The sequence below is a fragment of the Saccharibacillus kuerlensis DSM 22868 genome (assembly GCF_000378145.1).
Classification (GTDB): domain Bacteria; phylum Bacillota; class Bacilli; order Paenibacillales; family Paenibacillaceae; genus Saccharibacillus; species Saccharibacillus kuerlensis.
The window spans coordinates 297,215-316,930 of the sequence record NZ_KB899278.1 but is presented as its reverse complement, the minus strand read 5'-3'; the positions used below and the strand labels follow the sequence as shown (position 1 = coordinate 316,930).

Annotated in this window: 16 protein-coding genes; 11 read left to right on the top strand and 5 right to left on the bottom strand. The window is 51.0% G+C overall.

The window, feature by feature from the left end; translation table 11 throughout:
* Window positions 1–42: 42 nt before the first annotated feature.
* Together F456_RS0104300 and F456_RS0104295 are read left to right on the top strand one after the other, a co-directional pair.
* Entirely contained in the window at window positions 43–1,005 is a 963-nt protein-coding gene (locus F456_RS0104300) for an ABC transporter permease (protein WP_018975774.1), read from the top strand.
* Between the two features lie 36 nt (window positions 1,006–1,041).
* Window positions 1,042–1,962 (top strand): carbohydrate ABC transporter permease, encoded by a 921-nt coding sequence (locus F456_RS0104295; RefSeq protein WP_018975773.1) that lies wholly within the window; start codon window positions 1,042–1,044, stop codon window positions 1,960–1,962.
* A 34-nt stretch (window positions 1,963–1,996) separates the two neighbouring features.
* Here F456_RS0104295 and F456_RS0104290 read toward each other — a convergent pair whose 3' ends face one another.
* A complete protein-coding gene (locus F456_RS0104290) occupies window positions 1,997–2,953 on the bottom strand; it encodes an AraC family transcriptional regulator (RefSeq protein ID WP_018975772.1) in 957 nt (318 codons plus the stop codon).
* 264 nt (window positions 2,954–3,217) lie between these two features.
* On the opposite strand from F456_RS0104290, the gene F456_RS0104285 reads away from it, so the two are divergent.
* On the top strand, window positions 3,218–3,970 hold the full coding sequence (locus tag F456_RS0104285; protein WP_018975771.1) for an SDR family oxidoreductase: 753 nt from the start codon (window positions 3,218–3,220) through the stop codon (window positions 3,968–3,970).
* A 98-nt stretch (window positions 3,971–4,068) separates the two neighbouring features.
* On the opposite strand, the gene F456_RS21725 is transcribed toward F456_RS0104285, so the two are convergent.
* Entirely contained in the window at window positions 4,069–5,031 is a 963-nt protein-coding gene (locus F456_RS21725; protein ID WP_018975770.1) for an ArsR/SmtB family transcription factor, read from the bottom strand.
* Window positions 5,032–5,567: 536 nt separating this feature from the next.
* Here F456_RS21725 and F456_RS0104275 point away from each other — a divergent pair.
* The 4 genes from F456_RS0104275 to F456_RS0104260 all read left to right on the top strand — a co-directional run bounded on the left by F456_RS0104275 (window position 5,568) and on the right by F456_RS0104260 (window position 9,792).
* On the top strand, window positions 5,568–6,902 hold the full coding sequence (locus F456_RS0104275; protein WP_026293640.1) for an ABC transporter substrate-binding protein: 1,335 nt from the start codon (window positions 5,568–5,570) through the stop codon (window positions 6,900–6,902).
* Window positions 6,903–7,001: 99 nt separating this feature from the next.
* The gene (locus F456_RS0104270) at window positions 7,002–7,895 is read left to right on the top strand and encodes a carbohydrate ABC transporter permease (protein WP_018975768.1); all 894 of its coding nucleotides are present in this window, start codon (window positions 7,002–7,004) and stop codon (window positions 7,893–7,895) included.
* A 49-nt stretch (window positions 7,896–7,944) separates the two neighbouring features.
* On the top strand, window positions 7,945–8,778 hold the full coding sequence (locus F456_RS0104265; protein WP_026293639.1) for a carbohydrate ABC transporter permease: 834 nt from the start codon (window positions 7,945–7,947) through the stop codon (window positions 8,776–8,778).
* A 39-nt stretch (window positions 8,779–8,817) separates the two neighbouring features.
* Entirely contained in the window at window positions 8,818–9,792 is a 975-nt protein-coding gene (locus F456_RS0104260; protein WP_018975766.1) for a glycoside hydrolase family 43 protein, read from the top strand.
* A 162-nt stretch (window positions 9,793–9,954) separates the two neighbouring features.
* Here F456_RS0104260 and F456_RS0104255 read toward each other — a convergent pair whose 3' ends face one another.
* Window positions 9,955–12,537: a beta-L-arabinofuranosidase domain-containing protein gene (locus F456_RS0104255; protein WP_018975765.1), complete on the bottom strand. Its 2,583-nt coding sequence runs from the start codon at window positions 12,535–12,537 to the stop codon at window positions 9,955–9,957.
* 37 nt (window positions 12,538–12,574) lie between these two features.
* On the bottom strand, window positions 12,575–14,554 hold the full coding sequence (locus F456_RS0104250; protein WP_018975764.1) for a glycoside hydrolase family 127 protein: 1,980 nt from the start codon (window positions 14,552–14,554) through the stop codon (window positions 12,575–12,577).
* 260 nt (window positions 14,555–14,814) lie between these two features.
* On the opposite strand from F456_RS0104250, the gene F456_RS0104245 reads away from it, so the two are divergent.
* Entirely contained in the window at window positions 14,815–15,690 is an 876-nt protein-coding gene (locus F456_RS0104245) for a helix-turn-helix transcriptional regulator (protein ID WP_018975763.1), read from the top strand.
* 41 nt (window positions 15,691–15,731) lie between these two features.
* On the opposite strand, the gene F456_RS0104240 is transcribed toward F456_RS0104245, so the two are convergent.
* Window positions 15,732–16,919, bottom strand: coding sequence for an ROK family protein (locus tag F456_RS0104240; protein ID WP_018975762.1), 1,188 nt, complete (start codon window positions 16,917–16,919; stop codon window positions 15,732–15,734).
* A gap of 283 nt (window positions 16,920–17,202) precedes the next feature.
* On the opposite strand from F456_RS0104240, the gene F456_RS0104235 reads away from it, so the two are divergent.
* From F456_RS0104235 to F456_RS0104225, 3 genes are all read left to right on the top strand, one after another.
* Entirely contained in the window at window positions 17,203–17,844 is a 642-nt protein-coding gene (locus tag F456_RS0104235) for a chromate transporter (protein WP_018975761.1), read from the top strand.
* A 16-nt stretch (window positions 17,845–17,860) separates the two neighbouring features.
* Window positions 17,861–18,397, top strand: coding sequence for a chromate transporter (locus F456_RS0104230; RefSeq protein ID WP_018975760.1), 537 nt, complete (start codon window positions 17,861–17,863; stop codon window positions 18,395–18,397).
* A 155-nt stretch (window positions 18,398–18,552) separates the two neighbouring features.
* On the top strand, window positions 18,553–19,683 hold the full coding sequence (locus tag F456_RS0104225) for a PP2C family protein-serine/threonine phosphatase (protein WP_018975759.1): 1,131 nt from the start codon (window positions 18,553–18,555) through the stop codon (window positions 19,681–19,683).
* The last annotated feature ends 33 nt before the right edge of the window (window positions 19,684–19,716 follow it).

The window sequence follows — 19,716 nt, the reverse complement described above, 5'->3', positions numbered from 1 at the left end:
AGAGGGAAGCGGTCCCCTTTTCGAGAAAGGAGCGATATATTCATGGTTCCGAAAAATCCGTATGAGCATCCTGTTAACCTGCAGCCGTACAAGCGCAAAAAGCCGACGGTGCTGAACACTTTTAAACGCGATTATCAGCTGTGGATCATGATTTTCCCGGCTATTCTGGTCATCTTCATCTTCAATTACATTCCGATGTACGGTATTCAGCTTGCATTCCGCGATTACAATTTTGCCAAAGGGCTGACCGGAGGCGAATGGCGGGGATTGTTCTACTTCAAGCAGTTTTTCGAAAGCTATCAGTTTGCGGACTTGATGAAAAATACGATTGTGATCAGCTTGTCTACGGTTGTGCTCAGTTTCCCTGCACCGATTATTTTGGCGCTGCTGATCAATCAGCTGCGCTGGAAGCGAGCCAAAAAAGCGCTGCAGACGACCGTTTATCTGCCGCATTTCATCTCGATCGTTGTTATGGTCGGACTGCTGAACGTACTGCTGTCGCCAAACTCCGGTGTTATCGGCCATCTGCTGCAGTCGTTCGGACTGGGCGATGTCAATCTGCTGGGTTCGACAAATACGTTTGTTCCGGTATACGTGCTCTCGGAAATCTGGCAGCACTGCGGTTGGAACAGTATTATTTATCTGGCGGCGCTCTCGACGGTCGATCCGCAGCTGTATGACGCATCCAAGATTGACGGGGCGAGCCGATGGCAGACCATTCGAAATATTGAGATTCCGGCTTTGATTCCGACCATCATCATCCTGTTCGTGCTCAGCATGGGCAGCGTGCTCAGTACAGGCTTCGAGAAAATTTTCCTTATGCAGAATTCGCTTAACCTGCCTGTATCCGAAGTTATTGCGACTTATGTATATAAGATTGGGATTGTAAGCAACCAGTTCAGTTATTCTGCGGCTATCGGACTGTTCAATACGCTGATCAACTTCTTTTTCCTCTACACCATGAACCTTGTAGCGAGAAGAACGTCGGAGACCAGTCTGTGGTAAATCTCACGATTCGGCGAAGAAAGGAGCGTAATTCCGATGCAGCTTGTACAGAAAAAGCAGAAAACGGTAGCACATAAACGCAATTTTGGAGAGTGGTTGTTCGACGCAGTCGTGCTGACGATCTGCCTGCTGATCTTCTTGAGCATTGTCTATCCGCTGTATTTTGTCGTAATTGCTTCGATCAGTAACTCGACACTGGTCTCGACAGGACAGGTGACAATTTTCCCCAAAGACATCAGCTTTTTCGGATACTCGGAAATTTTCAAAGATCAACGGATCTGGACCGGCTACGGCAATACAATTTTGTATACGGTGCTCGGCACGGCGGTAAATTTGCTGTTTACACTGCCGGCTGCCTATGTGCTGTCCAGACAGGAATTCCGTGCCAGACGCTTTATCATGTTCGCATTCGTACTGACGCTGTTCTTTGGTGGAGGTCTGATTCCGACTTACCTGCTAATGAAAGACCTGGGCCTGCTCAATACGATGTGGGTATTCATTCTGCCATTCAGCGTTAACGTGTACAATTTGATCATTGCACGTTCCTTTTTCGAAAGTTCAATTCCGAAAGAGCTGTATGAAGCGGCGGCTATGGACGGATGCTCGCATTTTCGTTACTTCGGATCTGTGGTACTGCCGCTGTCCAAGGCCATTGTCTCGGTTATCGGACTGTATTATCTGGTTGCGCATTGGAACGACTTTTTCACCGGTCTGATCTATATTCGCAGCAATGAACTTCAGCCGCTGCAGATCGTTCTTCGAGATATCCTGCTGTCCAATCAAGTGTTCTCTGGTGGAGCGGGCTCCGGCGGTGCGGCAGGCGGTTACGCTCAGCAGTATGCCGATCAGGTGAAGTACGGAGTCATTATCGTCTCCACGCTGCCGATCCTGCTTGTCTATCCGTTCCTGCAAAAGTACTTTGACAAAGGTGTCATGATCGGTTCGGTCAAAGGTTAAGAATTCGGAAAGGGTGAAACGATTGGAAAAAGGATTAGACTTCAGTCGCCCACTGCGCCTCGGACAGCGATCTTAACCGGCGGATATCGCTGAGCGGCGGGAGACCGAAAAGACGCACATATTCCCGGTTGAACTGCGAAGGACTCTCGTAACCGACACGGAAGGCAGCTTCCGCAGCCTGGAGACTTTCAGTCAGCATCATACTCCGTGCTTCTTGGAGCCTGATCCGTTTTTGGAATTGAAGCGGACTCATTGCCGTTACATCCCGGAAATGACGGTGTAGGGAAGAAGGACTCATGCCGGCTTGTCCAGCCAGCTCGTCGATGCGCAGCGGTTTGCTGTACGTTGCCCTGATATGACGGATAACCTCGGCAATAAAAGCAGCACGGCCGGCTCCCGGTACCATTTGACGCAGTGCGCGGCCTTGACCATCGCACAGGGCGCGATACAAGATTTCACGCGCGGCCAGGGGAGCGAGCGCGGGAATATCCTGGGGAGTATCCAGCATGCCAAGCAGGCGCAGAAACGCATCCAGCAGACTTTCGCCGGCGCTGCTGACATACAATCCGCGTACCGTCCCTGTGCTGTCGCGAGCCGAGGAGAAAGGATCGTTATGATCGGAGCCATGCATCAGCTCCAAAATCTGCTGGGGGTCAATCTGAAGCCGGACAGCCAGATAAGGGAGTTCCGCTGAAGCTTCGATAATCTGACCCGAGATTGGCAGATCGACGGATACGGCAAAGTATTGAGACGGTCCGTAGCGGTAAGCTTCGTCTCCCAACAGCACCAACTTGCTTCCCTGCGCAACCAGGCAAATGGACGGCTCATAGACTGTATAAATTGGAACAGTCTCCTGCGAACTGCGTATCAGCGAAAGTGGGGAAAAGTCTGTGGCATGCATACCGTCGGTTTTGGAGAATCGGGCAATCAATTCGGCAAGATTACGGAGTTTCCCGGTAGACGAAAACGAACTGGCAAGTCGGGTATTCATAAGTTTCCTCCTCGATTGATGGCTTTGAATAAGAGTTTACGCGACTGATGAGATCGGCGTCCGATACGGACCCGGTCTTTTTGTTCGTCCATTATTGTCTTAATTATACGACAACTTATGCTGCAATCGAAGAAAGATGCACGTAATAGGCAATGTTTTGCAGCGATTGTTCTACCGCTGTATACGGCTTAATCTCCATAATGAAGAAGAAGCGAAACACCGGCTGCAGCCGGAATAATTTCCAATACGGAAGGAGAAATTGATATGGAAGAGCGTCAAACAAGCGGAGTAGAGGGGAAAGTGGTCTTAATTACCGGAGCCAGCAGCGGAATAGGCGAAGCTACCGCACGGCTGCTCGCCAAGTATGGGGCCAAAGTGATGCTGGGAGCAAGAAGGACGGACAAACTGGAAAAGCTGGCAAGCGAAATTCGAGAGACTGGAGGCTTGGCGGAGTATCGAAAGCTTGATGTTACCGATATGAACGATATGGAAATGTTCGTTCAGCATGCGGAAGAAAAGTTCGGCAAGGTTGACGTCGTTGTCAATAACGCCGGCGTAATGCCTCTATCTCTTCTCGAAGAAAGAAAAATGGATGAATGGAACCGCATGATTGATGTTAATATTCGCGGTGTACTGCATGGGATAGCGGCGGGGCTGCCTGCTATGCGTCGTGCAGGAGGCGGCCAGTTCGTTAACATTGCTTCGATCGGCGCTTACGAAGTTACACCTACTGCCGCCGTATACTGCGCGACAAAATATGCGGTCCGGGCCATAACGGAAGGGCTGCGTTTGGAAACGGAAAAAGAGATTAGAGTAACGCTCGTTTCCCCCGGTGTTACCGAATCGGAACTTGCAGACAGCATTTCTGATGAGCATGCCCGGGCAGCGATGCGGGAATACCGACGTATTGCACTGCCGGCACGGGCGATTGCCGAGGCGATCGTTTATGCCGTATCTCAACCTGAGGGTGTGGATGTAAACGAACTGGTTGTTCGTCCTACAGTAGATGCCGGTTAAAATTTGCAAATAAGAAACCCGATTCTCTTATGGAGAACCGGGTTTCTTTGCATATTTGTGTAGATGCCGGACGACTTTCTTAAGGAAGAGTTCGCACCTTATTTGATTGAAAGAGACTCTGTCGGATCCAGACCGGAGGATGCTTCGTTTTCGTGTACATTGTAGAGCACTCGGGCGAGCAAATGCTGTGCATAATTGCCGAAATGTCTTCCGAACAGCGTAAGGCCGCGGTTATTCGGCGGACGATCAGTTACGGCAATGCGGAAAGTCAGTTCGCTCCGATAATCAAGCTGAATATCTTTGAGCGTCACATCCGAGATCCGGCATCCGTCGATAAAGCTGCCCTCACTGTTAACCCGTATCAGCTTCAGCATGCCGTACTGATTGAGATGAGGGGGCCACCAGTCGGGGTTAAACGTTCCTCGTACGTCTCCAAAATCTCCGGGACTTGTCCATCCACCGATCTCGATGCCATTGATCGAAAAATGGATATCCGACGGATAATGATTGTTGAATCCCGGCGCCTCCGAGCCAAGCTCAAGCGAAAATTGAATTTCTCGGAAGCTGTGATTGGCTTTCAGATAATTGGGAATACGATATTCGAGAAAACCTTCGGCAAGCCAGATAATCTCTGCATGGATACGCTGCGGATCAGCAAAGTAGCGAGGGTCGTCAAAATCGCCGATAATACTGTCCTTGGTAGCAAGTCCGCAGGTAGGGTGCGTTTTGTAGTCGCTGTAATGTCCGACATGAATTTCCACTTCGTAAAGATTGTCCGCTTCCTTGCTTTTGAGGTCTACCATCAGTTTGTCTTTGTTCAGGTAGCAAAGTTTCTGTATGCCATGTTTGCCGACTGCTGTACGAATCTCGATCAAGCCGCATTCTTCCAGCTTTTTGACATGAAGTGTAATTGCTCCATTGCTGAGCTTTAACCTGCCAGCCAGTTCGTTCAAGTTCAATTCTTCGTTGTTCGCCAGCAGTTCCAAGATTTGAAGACGAATTTCCGAGCTGAGCGCTTTAAAAATATCGATACCGCTTCTCAAATCTTTGATGTAAATCATAAGTGTTCCTCTCTTTCCGAGGGATTTACTGAAACGTTTTAGTATTTTAACTTATTATAAACGGAAAGGCGGATAAAAAGAAATTTCAACGACAAACAACAGGAAATAACAGGTTTTGGAAAGAAAGTGCGAGAAAAGCTTAGTTTTTATTTAAATTTAACTCAAATAAAGAGAAACGGAAAAATCTCACCTCAAAGAGCACAATTTGATCTTAAAGTGCAAATAAGCTTTAAATAAACCTAAAAAGGTTTAAACTTTCCTGTTTACAACGTTTGAGGAGGTATGCTATTTTATTCCTGTAAGCGTATACATTTAGTATAACATAAATTATTTCAGCCTATACTGAAACAAAAGAAGGGAGCGAAAATTTTAAAAACTGAGGACAAAAACGCGAACTGGCAGGAAGCAAAGCAATGGTTATGGGACTGCATATGCTGCTGACTCGACATCCTCTACATACTTCACAGCAGACGAAAACAAGTCCGACCGGGCAGCCCGTAAGGGAAATCGAAAAAACATATTCGGGAGGGTCAAAAATGATGAAAAAAGGATTCATTCTCTTGATGCTGTGTTCACTGCTGCTAGTGCTTGCAGGATGCGGAAATTCGCCTACTAATGCATCCGGAGGAGAAAAGACGGTAATCGACGCCGGTGCGGGTGAAAATGCTACCGAGCTGTCCTATTGGACTTTCGTCGAACTGCACGGGAAACATTTCGAGAAAATGCTTGAAAAATGGAATGCGGAAAACACCGACAGACAAATCAAGCTGAACGTTACGGTTATGCCGTACGACGATATGCATAACAAACTCTCGATCGCTCTGCAAACGGGAACGGGTGCACCCGATATCGCCGATATCGAACTCGGCAAATTCCCGGACTTCCTCAAAGGCACTCCTCAGCTTGAACCGCTTGGTGACGTGATCGATCCTTACCGCGATACAATCGTTGAATCCCGCATCGACATCTACAGCAAAGACGGACAAAATTACGGCATTCCAACACACGTAGGCGCTTCTGTCGCTTTCTATAACACGGAAATTCTTGAAGAGGCCGGTGTAGATTATACAAAGATCGAAACTTGGGACGACTTCAAAAAAGCGGGCGAGCTGGTTTATGAGAAAACAGGCAAATACATGGGCACCGCCGATACGAGCGCCGCATGGCAGGAGTCGATGCTCTTGTCTCAGCAGGGTTCGGACTTCACCGACGCCGATGGCAATCCGCAGATCAACTCGCCCGAAATGGTCAAAGCGCTGCAGGTACTTAAAGATCTGCAGGACAGCAATGTAATTGCTACAATCGCAGGCGGACAGCCGGATACGGAAGAAGCTTACGGCGAATACAACTCCGGTAATTATGCAACCGCATTCATGCCTCTTTGGATGATGTCCCGTTATACAAACTATATGCCAGACCTTGCCGGAAAGATTGCAATCGCACCGCTTCCGGTTATCGAAAAAGGCATGCCTCGTTCGGTCGGAGGAGGCGGAACGGGAACAGTTGTGACCAAGACAGCCAAAGATGTTCAGCTGGCCAAAGACTTCCTTGCTTTTGCCAAACTGTCGGAAGAAGCCAATATTGAGATCTGGAACACGCTCGGTTTCGATCCGGTCAACATGAAAGTATGGGAAATGAAAGAAATTACGCACAATCCGGAGAACGAGTTCGTGAAATACTTCAAAAACAATCCGTTTGACGTACTGAACGAAATTCGCGACGAAATCAAATACGTCAAATCGGTTCCAGCTTCGCCGACAATCAATAACGTGCTCTGTACGGTCACATTGAACGAAATCTTCGAAGACGGAAAAGATATTCAGCAGGCACTTGACGACGCACAGGCACAAATTGAGCAGGAGCTTCAATAAACTCAAACGTTTTTCATTCTGACGGGTCTCCCGCCTGCCGTACAGCCCTTAAGGCGCTGACGGCCGTGCGGGAGACCGTTTAAAAGAAGGTGCAAAGCGATGATAAAAAGATTTCTTTATTCACAAAAGGTCGCCCCTTACGTCTTCGTCCTGCCGTTCGTACTCGTCTTTTTAATTTTTTGGGTATATCCGCTCGGCAGTTCCGTCAGTATGAGTTTTCAGAAAATTTCGCTGGGACAGGAAGCGCAGTGGATCGGACTAGACAACTATAAGAAACTTTTGGGCGATACCATTTTCCTGAAAGCGGTCATGAACAGTGCTGTATACATGCTGTGCACCCTGCTTATTCTGATCCCACTGCCGATGCTGCTGGCGGTGCTGATCAACAATAAGTTTATGTGGGGCCGCGAATTTTTCAAATCTTCGCTGTTCTTCCCGGCACTGACTTCGGTCGTTGTAGCGGGTACCATTTTTCGTTTGATGTTCGGAGAGATGGAAGGCTCGCTCATTAACAGCTTCTTGGGCTGGTTCGGTATTGAACCGGTCAAATTCCTGAAGGGACAAGTTACGGGCTTTATTGCGCTGCTTGCACTGGCTACCTGGCGCTGGCTTGGCGTTAACATGCTGTATTTCCTCTCGGGATTGAAGAGCATTCCGGACGACTACTATGAAGCGGCTTCGATCGACGGAGCATCGTCCTGGCAGAAATTCCGCATGATTACAATGCCGCTGCTGAAGCCAACGACAATCTATGTGCTGACGATCAGTATCTACGCCGGTCTCGCCATGTTTATCGAAAGTTTGATGCTGTGGAACGGCAATAACTCTCCAAAAAACATCGGTCTGACGATTGTCGGTTACTTGTACCGTCAAGGCATCGAGAAGAGCAATCTCGGTTATGCAGCTGCTGTCGGCATTATACTGCTCGTGCTGGCGATGACGATCAATATGATCCAGCTCGCCTTCTCCGGCCTGTTCAAGAAGGAGGATTGACATGAAAAAAGAAGCGACGCTGAAAATGAACGAACGCTCGACGATCGGGATGAAAAAGGATCTTCCGCTCAAAATCGTACTGTTCATTTTCTTTACGCTGTTGTGCGCACTGATTCTTATTCCATTTTATGCGATTGCGGTCGCCTCCTTCAAGCCGGGGGAAGAGCTGATCCGATACGGGTTGAATCTGAAGTTTGATCTATCGGTCATGAGTTTGAACAACTATGCCTATCTGTTCACGGGAGACCACTCCTATTTCATTTGGTTTTTCAATTCGCTGCTGCTAACGGTTGTCCAGGTAGCGCTGACGTTGATTGTTAGTGCGACGGTCGCTTATGGCTTCTCCGCTTACGAATTCAAAGGGAAAAACTTCTTATTTATCTGCGTGCTGCTGATCATGATGGTGCCTTTCGAAATTCTGCTGCTGCCTCTGTACACGCTGATTTTCAACTTGAAGCTGATGAATACGTATTCCGCGATCGTTCTGCCCGGCATTGCGAGTGCTGCGACAATCTTCTTCTTCCGGCAGTATCTCAGCGGTATTCCGAAGGAAATCATTGCGGCAGGGCGTGTCGACGGTGCAAGCGAATACGGCATTTACCTGCGCTTGATTCTGCCGATTATGAAACCGTCTTTTGCAGCAATGGCGATTCTGAACGGTATGAACAGCTGGAACAATTTCCTATGGCCGTTTATGGTGCTCAGCGACGAGCGCAAATACACGCTGCCAATCGGTCTGAAGACGCTGCTGACACCGTACGGGAACAATTATGATCTGCTTATTGTCGGTTCGTTTTTCTCGATTATTCCGATCTTTTTGTTGTTTGTGGCTTTCCAGCGGTACTTTATCGACGGAATGACCGCTGGTGCCGTAAAAGGTTGAAATGTACTTACTCCATATCGGGCAAGGAGAGCGATGACGATGGACGTTTTGAAAACATATGCCAATCCCCTGATCGAGCAGAGGGCCGATCCTTTCATTTACAAGCATGACGACGGGTTTTATTACTTTACCGCTTCCGTACCGGAATATGACCGAATTGAGCTGCGGCGGTCGATGACGCTGGAAGGACTAAGGGATGCGGAACCGGTCGTAGTCTGGCGTAAGCGCGAGTCCGGACTTATGAGTGCGAACATCTGGGCACCGGAGCTGCATCTGATAGACGGCAAATGGTATATTTATTTCGCCGCAGCGCATACGACGGAGACCAATGAAGGACTGTTCGATCACCGGATGTATGTATTGGAGAACGAGTCGGCCAATCCGCTCGAAGGACAATGGACGGAAAAAGGACAGATGAAAACGGCTTGGGAATCGTTCGCGCTGGACGCCACTTCGTTCGAACATCAGGGGAAGCGCTACTATGTCTGGGCGCAAAAAGATCCTGAAATTCCGGGCAACTCCAATCTGTACTTGTCGGAAATGGCAAACGGTTGGACGTTAAAAGGACCGCAGGTCATGATCTCAACTCCGGAATACGATTGGGAGAAAATTGGTTTTCTTGTCAATGAAGGCCCGGCAGTATTGAAGCGCGGAGGCCGGATTTGGATGACATTCTCGGCCAGTGCTACCGATCACAACTACTGTATGGGACTGCTGACTGCTGACGAAGACGCCGACCTGCTGGACCCGGCTTCATGGACTAAGCTGCCGGAACCCGTATTCCAGACGAGCGAGGAGAACGGCCAATATGGTCCGGGACACAACAGTTTCACGGTAGGGGAAGACGGAGAGGATATACTGGTCTATCATGCCCGCAGTTACAAAGAGATTGTGGGAGATCCGCTGTACGATCCTAATCGGCATACGCGAGTCATGGCTTTCGGATGGAAAGAGGACGGAACGCCGGACTTCGGGGTTCCGGCAGCGGATACGCCAGTGATGCAGCAGGGCTAATCGACAAAAGTCGATAAAGAATCAACAAAAGATTGATAAAGAAGCCGAGAACGGGTTTACGAAAAAAGATCTTCCCATTTATATAATGGGAAGATCTTTTTTGTGTAACTGCAATAGGAGCAGCGGGAATGTGCAGGGCCGTAAAGACTATACCGCTCTGAATCAGCTGCGCCGCTCGCGTACGATTTCGATGATGTAATCACGCGTTGTTTCGTGATCCTCGGCGGTCGAAGTCAAATGAAGAGTTAGGTTCTCACCTTCAAGCTGAACGGTCCGGCGCGTCGAATCCTCAATGAGTATTCCATCCGCATACACAAGTCCGTTTTTCTTCGCCGGGACGGCAAGGAAGGAGACGTTGTCGGTATCCTCAGGCACGGACAGTTTATAATGCAGGTTCGACGGATCAAACGGCTTATCCAATGTACCGGTATCGAATTCCAACTGACACAGTGCCGAATCGGTATCGAATGGAGTCATGATCCGCAGAATCTCGAAAATACCTGTTTCCTCGCCGGTTACTTTGAACGTAACGTCAAGCGATTCCCGTTCACCGATCAACTGCGCAGGCAGCGTGTAGCGGTGCGAATGGAAACCGCGCGGAGTATTGGACGGCGGGATGCCGTCGGCAATTACCGCCCCGCCAGCCTCGATTGTAATCGGCCGGTCTCCGCGATGCCCCGAGAAGAAAGTCACGTCCAGGACATGTTCCTCGTTGGGGCGAACCTTCAGCGTATAGCCGAACCATCCGCCGTTCTCAGCTCGGCGTGTTGTACTGCCGTCCCAGACGTCGACGAATGTCTGCTCGCCGCGGATATTATGCTCAAGTTCATACTGGTCATTGCCGACCGGCAGGCTGTCTACAGTTGCATCTTCCACACGGCTCTTCCGTTTGGCTTCCAGAATATGCTGCTGCAGCTCTGGAGAATCCGTTTGGACGATCCGCCAGTAAATGCCGTAGCGCTCGCCGTGCCGCTTATAATGCGGCGTAAATACAAGCCGTTCGTCTTCGTCGGTACCCTTGAGAACGAATTCCAACGCTTCGCCGCGCTTCTCCCAGCGCGAAGCGAACGATTCCAGCCATTGGCCGGGGCTGCCGCTTACGGTAATGAAGTCTTTGATGAGCATGCTTCTTGTCGGAACGCTGACCGCAACGCCGGTGGCGGATTCGGTCATATCTTCTTGGCCGAGTCCGGCACTGAGTACAACGGGACCGTATTTGAACGCAACAGCGTGCGGCGCGTCGGGCAGACCGACGGCGCGCAGCGTCATCGGAAGACGAAGTTCGATTTTGTCGGCTTCGTTCCAGACACGCCGGATTACGGCGCAGCCGTTTTGCTGTTCAAAGACGGCAGGACTGCCGTTCAACGTCATCTCCGCTTCGCCGGCCAGCCACTCCGGCAGACGGAAGCGAAGCGACACCGCCCGGGACTGCGGCTGACTCAGCGATACGGTGAAGAGGGACGTATCGGATTCCGGCAGGGCGGAGCGCTGGGTCAGCTTCAGGCCGAATTCTTCGGCATCCAATTCCGAAGAAATGTATTGATGGACGAGAATGTCGTCTTCGCCATAGAAATAGAGGCTGTCGTTCAGCTTGGTGAAGCTTTCCATGCCGGTTCCTGTACAGCACCAGAAATGATCGAACGGCGAGCTGTACACTTTGAAATATCCGGTCGCCATCGGCTGGAAGTACATGGTCATCCCGGTATGCGGATGCTGGGATGACAAGATGGCATTCAGGAACGTGTTTTCATAAAAGTCTGCGTACTTGGGATCTCCACTCAGCTTGAACAATTCGCGTGTCAGCTTAAGCATATTGTACGTATTGCAAGTTTCCGCAGTAAAGTTGGATCGTTCGCGGTCCAGCTTGTCCGGCTCTCCGAAATGTTCCCATTCGCTGTTACCGCCCGTCACATAGCTGTGGTGCTCCACGACCATAGTCCAAAAGCTTTCGGCCGCCTCAAGATAGAAGCGCTCGCTGTCGCCCAGCGTACGGTAACGATTCAGAGCGCCAAGAAATTTCGGGATGGTCGTATTGGCATGTTTGCCTTTCAAAATATCCTGACCTTCGCGAACAGGTTCGAACAACGTCAGCTCGTCGAAGCTGTGCGCCGCGTCGAGATGTGCAGGATTTCCGGTAAGCTTGTACAGATCGTAAAGGCAGTCGTTCATTCCGCCGTATTCGACAGAGAGGACGTCACTTTGTACTGCCGGCGACCAGGCCGAAGTACGAGCAGCGATCCAATCTCCCAGCTTGGACACGATTTCCAGCGCTTTCTGGCTTCCGGCATTTTCAAAAGCGGCAGTGAGGCCGGCAACGATCTTGTGCATTGTATACCAGGGTACCCATGCCGGCTGTCTGCGTTCTACCCGATCAAACAGTTCTTCCGGGAAAGCCGACAGGTAGCCGCTGTCAAACTGGCACTCCGCAAGTCCGTCGATCAGCGCGTGAAGACGCTGCAGCAGTTCGGAGTCGCGGGATACGGCATAGGCCTGAGCCAGCGCCTTAAGATAATGGCCGAGCGTATGGCCGCGAATCTCGGTATTTTCCCAGCCCGGATATTTATCGGTGAGCGGATCAAGTCCGCGTGTTTCACGGAATCCTGCCAGCAGGCGGTCGACTTCATAGCTTTTCAAATAACGAATCTCATTGGCAAAAGCATTCTGCAGATAAGGATCGTCAATACGTACTCGATTTAAGGGATAATCGCGCAGCAGCACTGTCAGTTCGGAATATTCGGTAGTCATATCAGGTCTCCGTTCTTCGAGAGGAATAGAATATTGGTTATTTACCGGAAGTCGTCAGCCAGACGGCCATTTCTCCTTGGCCGCGGTTGCCCCATAAGTAGTAAGGCACTGCAGTAAGACGAACCGGTTGTGAGGCCGGAGGAGCACTCCGGTAGAGTTCGCCAGCAGATTTGCCGTCGTCGACTTGATTCGTTATGCTGCGAAAAGCTTCCGTCTCGACAGCGATTGTGCCGTCCGGCAGATTTTTGGCTGGATATTCATTGAACAAGTCGCTTTGTCCCAATCGCAGAGCGGCGATATTTTCGCCGTTATCGGCGCTTTCCACACAGTAGACCAACGGTCCGCGTTGGACTGCTGCTTTATGCACATCGGCACGCACTCGAGGATCGGCGTAAACAAGCCGGGTCTCGATCTTCAGGTGGGCTTTGACAATATCGCCGTTTTGCCACAAGCGGCGAAGGAGCAAATACCCGTTCTGCAGGTCTTCCCGGCCAAAGGCCACCGCTTCGCCGTTGACCGACACGGTCATCTCCGTACACCATCCCGGCAGCCGCAGAGCAAGAGCGAATTGAACTTCGTGACTGCTGCCGATTTCAAAAGAGACCGAGCCGCTCCAAGGAAGTTCCGCTCGCTGTTTGACCGTAACGGCGTGTTCGCCCAGCTGGACAGCGGCTTCACTTCCAATATACAGGTTGGCATACAGCGTGTCGCCGCGCTGCGTATATATGTAGCGGTTTAGTGATGTTAGCAGCCGCGCGACATTTGGCGGGCAGCAGGCACAGCCGAACCAGGCTTGGCGCTCGGATTTGACGTGATGGCGTCCCGGATTATGGGTACTGGCCTGAGGCCAGACCTCCAGCGGATTGACGTAAAAGTAATGCTTGCCGTCCTGAGCCATTGAGCCCAGAACGTTGTTATACAGCGCCCGTTCCATCACATCGGCGTACTCGGAATTCGGTTCGAGCAGAAGCATGCGCTGAGCGAAGAAGATCAGGCCGATTGAGGCACAGGTCTCTGCATAGACCGTATCGTTCGGCAGATCGTAATCGAACGTAAACGCTTCGCCATGATGGGTCGAGCCGATACCGCCCGTTACGTACATTTGGGTGCGGGTAACATTGTGCCACAGTCTGCGGCAGGCATCTTTCAGTTCGACGTCTCCGGTAAGACGGGCCAGATCGGCCATTGCGGTGTACATATAGACGGCGCGTACAGCATGACCGACCGCTTCCGTCTGTTGACGCACTGGCTTGTGCGCCTGGAAGTAGGAGAGATCAAGACGGCTCTGCGGAAGCGGATTGAAATGACCTTTTCGGCCCCGCCGTTCCCATTCGGCCTGCAGAAAATTCGGTTCTTGACCGCGTTCATTAATGAAGAAAGCCGCAAGCTTCAGGTAGCTTTCTTCACCGGTTAGATTATGAAGTTTAACCAGTGCCAATTCAATCTCCTGATGTCCGTCATAGCCGCGAAGCTTACCTTCTTCGGGTCCGAAGACCGTTTCGATATGTACGATCATTCGCTTCATGATCTGCAGCAATTTATCCTTGCCTGTCGCTTCATAGTAAGCGACAGCTGCCTCAATCATATGCCCGGCGCAGTAGAGTTCGTGACAATCAGTCAAGTTGGTCCAGCGTTTGCCCGGTTCTTTGATGGTGAAGTACGTATTCAGATAGCCGTCCGGCTGCTGAGCGGCACCGATCAAGTCGATTAACTCGTCCGCTCGTCGTTCAAGATCGGGATCGCGGCGAAGCTGCAGCGAATATCCGACGGCTTCCAGCCACTTGGCCAGATCGCTGTCTTGGAATACCCAGCCGACAAATTCGCCTTCCGCCAGACCGGCGGCGATTCGGAAGTTCTGAACGGCGCCGCTTGGTTCCGCGCCGGGTGCCCGATCGTGAATTGCTTCGTATTGATAGGGAATAACCGTAGTTTGGACCAGCTCGATATAACGGGACCAGAACGGGTCGGTTACAGCAGTGTCTGTAGGTGAGGCGGCATGATTGGATATCGGATTCATTCGGCTTCTGTCCCTTCACGGTAGTGGATTTGCACAGTTCCGGTATGCTTGATAAAATGTGAGATTTAAGCCTGGTACAATTCTATTATATTCCTTAAAATAAAAGGGAACGATTGATAAAATGCCCCAATTTCTTGTCCGATTTCACACTGAGCAAATACGCTTTCTATTTTGTGTGCAGATATATGAAAGGATTGCGCTTCTCCGGGAGAACACAAACGACTGCCAAGAAAGTAAGGGTCTTGAAGGAGTGAACAAGCATGCAGAGCAATGAACCTGTCATTTATTTTGCCGCGCCGCCTTTTCCGTATTTTATGGACTGCGGCAGAAGCATTTATTCGCCGGGAGACGAGCATCCGAACCGCCGGAATATGGGCGTATTCGACTTGATTCTGGTAGAGAGGGGGACGCTTTATATCGGAGAAGAAGATTTGGAGTGGGAGGTGAAGGCGGGCCGTACACTTCTGCTGCTTCCGGACCGCTATCACTATTCGATTCGTCCATGCGAGGAAGAGACAAGCTTTGTATGGGTTCATTTTCGTGAATTGGGAGAATGGGGAGTGGCTGGTGGAACGGAACCCGCATTTGCGGACCGGGATCATCATGCGGCCCGTTTTGGTACACCGCCTTATACCATTCGTCTGCCCCAGTTCGGTACGCTCCCCGGAGCCCCGGGAGGGAGCGGAGAAGGGGAGAGGCTTCTTCGTCTGATCGAACGGAGCCTGTCCGGTGCGGTATGGGAACGCCAGAGGCTGTTCGAAGAGCTGCTGCGTTCGCTGGACCTGCGCCGACGCGAGCCGGCAGGCAGTCCTGCGGAAAGTGTCGCCGAGCGAACGGAAAGCTATATTCGTGCTCATTATGCAGAGCCGCTGACTGCGGCATCATTATCAGAGGCTCTGCATTTCCATTACAACTATTTGACCCGATGCATGAAGAGGGTCAATGGACTGACACCGATGGAGTATTTAGAGGAATGCAGACTGGAACAGGCCCGGCTTTTGCTGCTTCGCACGGAGTCTTCCGTTGCCGCAGTGGCGGAGAAAGTCGGGTTTGAGACAGCTCCGTATTTTTCGCGCCGCTTTGCGGAGCGTTTCGGCATATCTCCGCTGCGCTTCAGGCAGCGGCATACGCGTTGAAGCCGCAGAACGCTGGTGGCAGTCCCGAGACCTGTTCCTACTCAGACCTCCCATTCTTGAAGCAGCATCAAGGCTGCTCCTGCCGCTACGGCATTTTCTTTCAGCTCCGCCAGGGAGAAGGCGGGGCTGTATTCGCGTCCGCTGGCGGTATTTTTCAATGCGGTGGCAACGGCAGTTTCATAGACAAGGGGATGCGCTTCGATCAGCGGTCCGCCGAGCACGACAATATCCGGATGCATCACATTGATCAGATTGGCGATCCCGATTCCTAGATAAGCGGCCGCTTCCGTAAACTGTTCCTTAACGAGTGCGTCGTCCGCTTCCAATGCTTCAATCAGGTCGGCAAATCGAATATCATCCGGATGCCGACCTCCAAGCATGCTTGGCCGGCCGATCTTGATTTGGGTACGCACTCGATGTTCAAGCGTACGTACGGAGACAAAAGCTTCCCAGGCCCCGTGGTTGCCCCGTCCTTCGAATCGAGGGCCGTCGGTCGCGATAATCATCTGGCCGACAGCGCCTTCGGCATCCGCTGCGCCGCGGATCAGCCGCCCTTCAGACATCATGGCTGCCCGCAGTCCGATACCCGCATGGATGTACAGCAGATGCCTGGCACTTCGGCCGCGCAGTGCCCAGTGTTCGCCGAGCAGCGCGGCATTGGAGCCGTTATCCAAGCGGGCCGTTACACCGAGACGGCGTTCCAACAGTTCACAGATCGGCACCTCGTCCCAACCGGACGCAGGGAAAAATTCCGGCTTTTGAATTAGCCCCCGCTCCCGGTCAAGAGGTCCGACCGCACCGACTCCAATCCCCAGAAGTTTATCCCGCTGAAGCCCATGTTCATTTAGAAATGTCTCCACTTCTTGTCCAACGCGATCGACAAGACGTTCTGGAGTCATGCCCGGATCCATCTTCCAGCGAACCGAGGCCAGCATATTCAACTGCATGTCGTACAGTCCCAACGTAGAATAAATACGCGAGATCTCGAGGCCGAGCAGGTAGCGATATGTAGGATTGGTTTGAAACAAGATCGGTTTGCGACCGCCGGTTGAGCTGCCGAGTCCCGATACCCGAATGATTTCTTGAGCATTCAGGTCATCGAGCAGCCGGGTCATGCTGCTGCTCGTCAGCGTAAATTCTTGCATCAACTCAGCTTTGGACACGGTGCCTAATTCGAGAATCCGCCTGTACACATCTTTGCGAATCGAAGTTTGAGAACGGGCGATCATCAGTCGTATCTCTCCATTTCCGAGTTTTTTGGTTGGTTATTAATCAGTATAAAGGAGCAAGGCATTCATTTCTATAGTTAAAACATAGGAATAATCAACTTTATTTCTTTTTGAAAAATAGTTGTACATACTTAGCTTATTATAAAGCGATTTTCTTCATTTTTTAGCTTTTTTGATTATTTATTGCCTTACTTAAAATCAAATTGAGAGAATGTGCTATACTATAAAAGACTGCGTTGTGCGGATTAATATAGAGAGTTTCGGAACAAAAGGAGGCACGCATATGAAGCTGGCGGCCGAAAGAAGGGCAGAATTGCGGATGCTCCCGCAGATTTTTGCAGCGTTTCTCAAGATTGGTCCCTCAACCTTTGGCGGAGGCTACGCAATGATTGCGACGATTGAGAAAGAAATTGTGGAGCGGCGGGAGTGGATGCATCGGGACGAAATGAGAGACATGGTGTCGGTGGCCGGTTCGGCGCCGGGGGGTGTCGCTGTAAATTCGGCGGCTTTCGTCGGATATAGATTGGGAGGTTTGGCAGGTGCAGCCATCGCAGTGATTGGAATTACGCTGCCTACGCTGGCTATCGTACTGCTGCTGAGTTTAACTTTTTCTTTTTTTCGAGATCAGCCCAAAGTGGAAGCCGCTCTTAAAGGGGTGCATGCGGCAGTTACGGCACTGATTATGCTGGCGGCATGGAAAATGGCTCGTACTTCACTGTTTGATGCCGTCAGCTTCGGAATTGCAGCGGTGTCGCTCGGTTTGCTGCTGCTGACAGATATTCATTCGCTCTGGTTGATCGCGGCCGGACCGATACTGGGGTTTACGGTATCGGGAATCCGGCGGATGCGTGGGATGGAGCCAAGAACGGAACCCGAACACAAATCCCAGAACGAACAGGCGATGCTGCCCGAATACTACATCTAAGAAAGAGAGGAAGCGTATGTTGGGGGAGCTGTTCATCCTTTTTTTTAAAGTGGGCTGTATGGCATTCGGCGGAGGGTACGCCGTTATGAGCCTGATTCAACGGGAGACGATGAGTCGGGGTTGGCTGGACGCAGCGGATTTTAGAGAGATCGGTTCGCTTGCCGGGATGGCACCCGGATCGATTGCGACCAACAGTGCTACGCTGATCGGCTACAATCAGGCTGGACTGGCTGGAGCTGCTGCAGCAACTGCGGGCATGGTGCTTCCGTCGCTGCTGCTTGTTGTCGTACTGGCGGCTTTTTTCGTTAGACTGCATGACAACGGAGCGGTGAAAGCTGTATTTTACGGCCTGCGCCCGGTCGTCGCGGCACTTATTCTGTATGCAGGTATCCATTTCGGATTCGGCGAGCAGACCTTGCATTCATTATGGAGCTGGCAGACGGCGGGAATGCTGCTAATCGGCGTAGGCTGCTTGATTGCCATTGTCCGGTACAAGCTTCATCCTTTTGCTGTTATACTGCTTTCGGCGGCAGCAGGAATTATCTTATTTTAGAAGACTTTGTCTTTGGGAGAAAAAAGCCCGGGCAGAGTCTTTTTGTCGTCTCAACAATTGGGCCCTTCCCGTCGATGATATAGGTAACCCAATTTTACTTCTTTTAATCCCAGACAGGCGCCCTATTACGATTTTTGCGCCGGAGGAGAAAAGCTATGAGCATATTGATCGTCGATGACTCGATGATGAACCGCGCTTATTTCAGTCAGGTGCTGACTGAGGCCGGTTACTCGGAGATTGAGACGGCTTCCTCCGCGGAGGAAGCGTTGGAACGTCTCGGTATAAGCGGAGAGAGCCTCCCAAGGAAAGCCGCCGCTTTTGACCTAATATTGTTGGATATTGTTATGCCTGATATCGACGGAATTGAAGCCTGCCGCCGAATCAAAGCATGTTCGCTTTATGCGGAACTGCCTATTATTTTTCTTACGGGTGACCGCAGACATTTTAAAGAAGCTTTTGGAGTGGGCGGGATGGACTTTATTGAGAAGGGTGCGCCGGACTACGAGCTTCTTGCACGTGTACAGTCGGCAATCCGTCTTAAGAAAGAGACCGATATTCGCAAAAGCCGGGAAAGCGGCCTTGTTAAAGAACTACAGTTGGCAAAACGTGTGCAAAAAACGGTGCTGCCGGCACCGTTCGTCGAATCAGGAATTGAAATTCATGCCCAATACATCCAGTCGGATGAAGTTTCGGGCGATATGTTTTATTGGACGCGAATTGACGAGCGGCGCTGCGGCGTTATGCTGATTGATGTGGCGGGGCACGGTTTATCTTCGGCGCTGATCAGTATGTCGATCCGTTCGCTGCTTGCGGGAATCGTCAAGCAAATCTCGGAACCGTCCGAAGTGTGTCAGGAGCTGAACAAACAGGTATGCAGCCTGTTCGGCGGAAGTCAGAGATCCATTTACTTGACGGCCATTTATTTGGTCATCGACCAGGAAGCGCGCGAAATCCGGTACTTCAACGCAGGTCATCCGCCAGGACTTTTTTTCCCATCGGATCAGAAAGCACATTATTTGGAAAGCACGGGGGTGCCGTTAGGCATTCGGAAAAATATTGAGGGAAAAAGCGGGATTTACCGTTATGAGAACCCCGGTAAAATACTGCTGTACACCGACGGATTGGTCGAAACGCCTAGAGAGTCCATCCGAGCCGGCATACGGGAACTGGAAACCTATGCTTCCCGCATCCGCTATTTGCCCAACGAGCGATTCACCGAAAAGTTGGCCCTGCTTGGCAAGGACAAAGATGATGACGTTTGCATTGTGTCCATTCAATTAAATTGACGCGCATCACAAAGCCGGACCCCCGGACATCCC

Bases quoted from the DNA above. Each gene is read 5' to 3' on its own strand.
- F456_RS0104300 (WP_018975774.1), top strand. From the start codon at position 43: ATGGTTCCGAAAAATCCGTATGAGCATCCTGTTAACCTGCAGCCGTAC.
- F456_RS0104295 (WP_018975773.1), top strand. From the start codon at position 1,042: ATGCAGCTTGTACAGAAAAAGCAGAAAACGGTAGCACATAAACGCAAT.
- F456_RS0104290 (WP_018975772.1), bottom strand. From the start codon at position 2,953: ATGAATACCCGACTTGCCAGTTCGTTTTCGTCTACCGGGAAACTCCGT.
- F456_RS0104285 (WP_018975771.1), top strand. From the start codon at position 3,218: ATGGAAGAGCGTCAAACAAGCGGAGTAGAGGGGAAAGTGGTCTTAATT.
- F456_RS21725 (WP_018975770.1), bottom strand. From the start codon at position 5,031: ATGATTTACATCAAAGATTTGAGAAGCGGTATCGATATTTTTAAAGCG.
- F456_RS0104275 (WP_026293640.1), top strand. From the start codon at position 5,568: ATGATGAAAAAAGGATTCATTCTCTTGATGCTGTGTTCACTGCTGCTA.
- F456_RS0104270 (WP_018975768.1), top strand. From the start codon at position 7,002: ATGATAAAAAGATTTCTTTATTCACAAAAGGTCGCCCCTTACGTCTTC.
- F456_RS0104265 (WP_026293639.1), top strand. From the start codon at position 7,945: ATGAAAAAGGATCTTCCGCTCAAAATCGTACTGTTCATTTTCTTTACG.
- F456_RS0104260 (WP_018975766.1), top strand. From the start codon at position 8,818: ATGGACGTTTTGAAAACATATGCCAATCCCCTGATCGAGCAGAGGGCC.
- F456_RS0104255 (WP_018975765.1), bottom strand. From the start codon at position 12,537: ATGACTACCGAATATTCCGAACTGACAGTGCTGCTGCGCGATTATCCC.
- F456_RS0104250 (WP_018975764.1), bottom strand. From the start codon at position 14,554: ATGAATCCGATATCCAATCATGCCGCCTCACCTACAGACACTGCTGTA.
- F456_RS0104245 (WP_018975763.1), top strand. From the start codon at position 14,815: ATGCAGAGCAATGAACCTGTCATTTATTTTGCCGCGCCGCCTTTTCCG.
- F456_RS0104240 (WP_018975762.1), bottom strand. From the start codon at position 16,919: ATGATCGCCCGTTCTCAAACTTCGATTCGCAAAGATGTGTACAGGCGG.
- F456_RS0104235 (WP_018975761.1), top strand. From the start codon at position 17,203: ATGAAGCTGGCGGCCGAAAGAAGGGCAGAATTGCGGATGCTCCCGCAG.
- F456_RS0104230 (WP_018975760.1), top strand. From the start codon at position 17,861: ATGTTGGGGGAGCTGTTCATCCTTTTTTTTAAAGTGGGCTGTATGGCA.
- F456_RS0104225 (WP_018975759.1), top strand. From the start codon at position 18,553: ATGAGCATATTGATCGTCGATGACTCGATGATGAACCGCGCTTATTTC.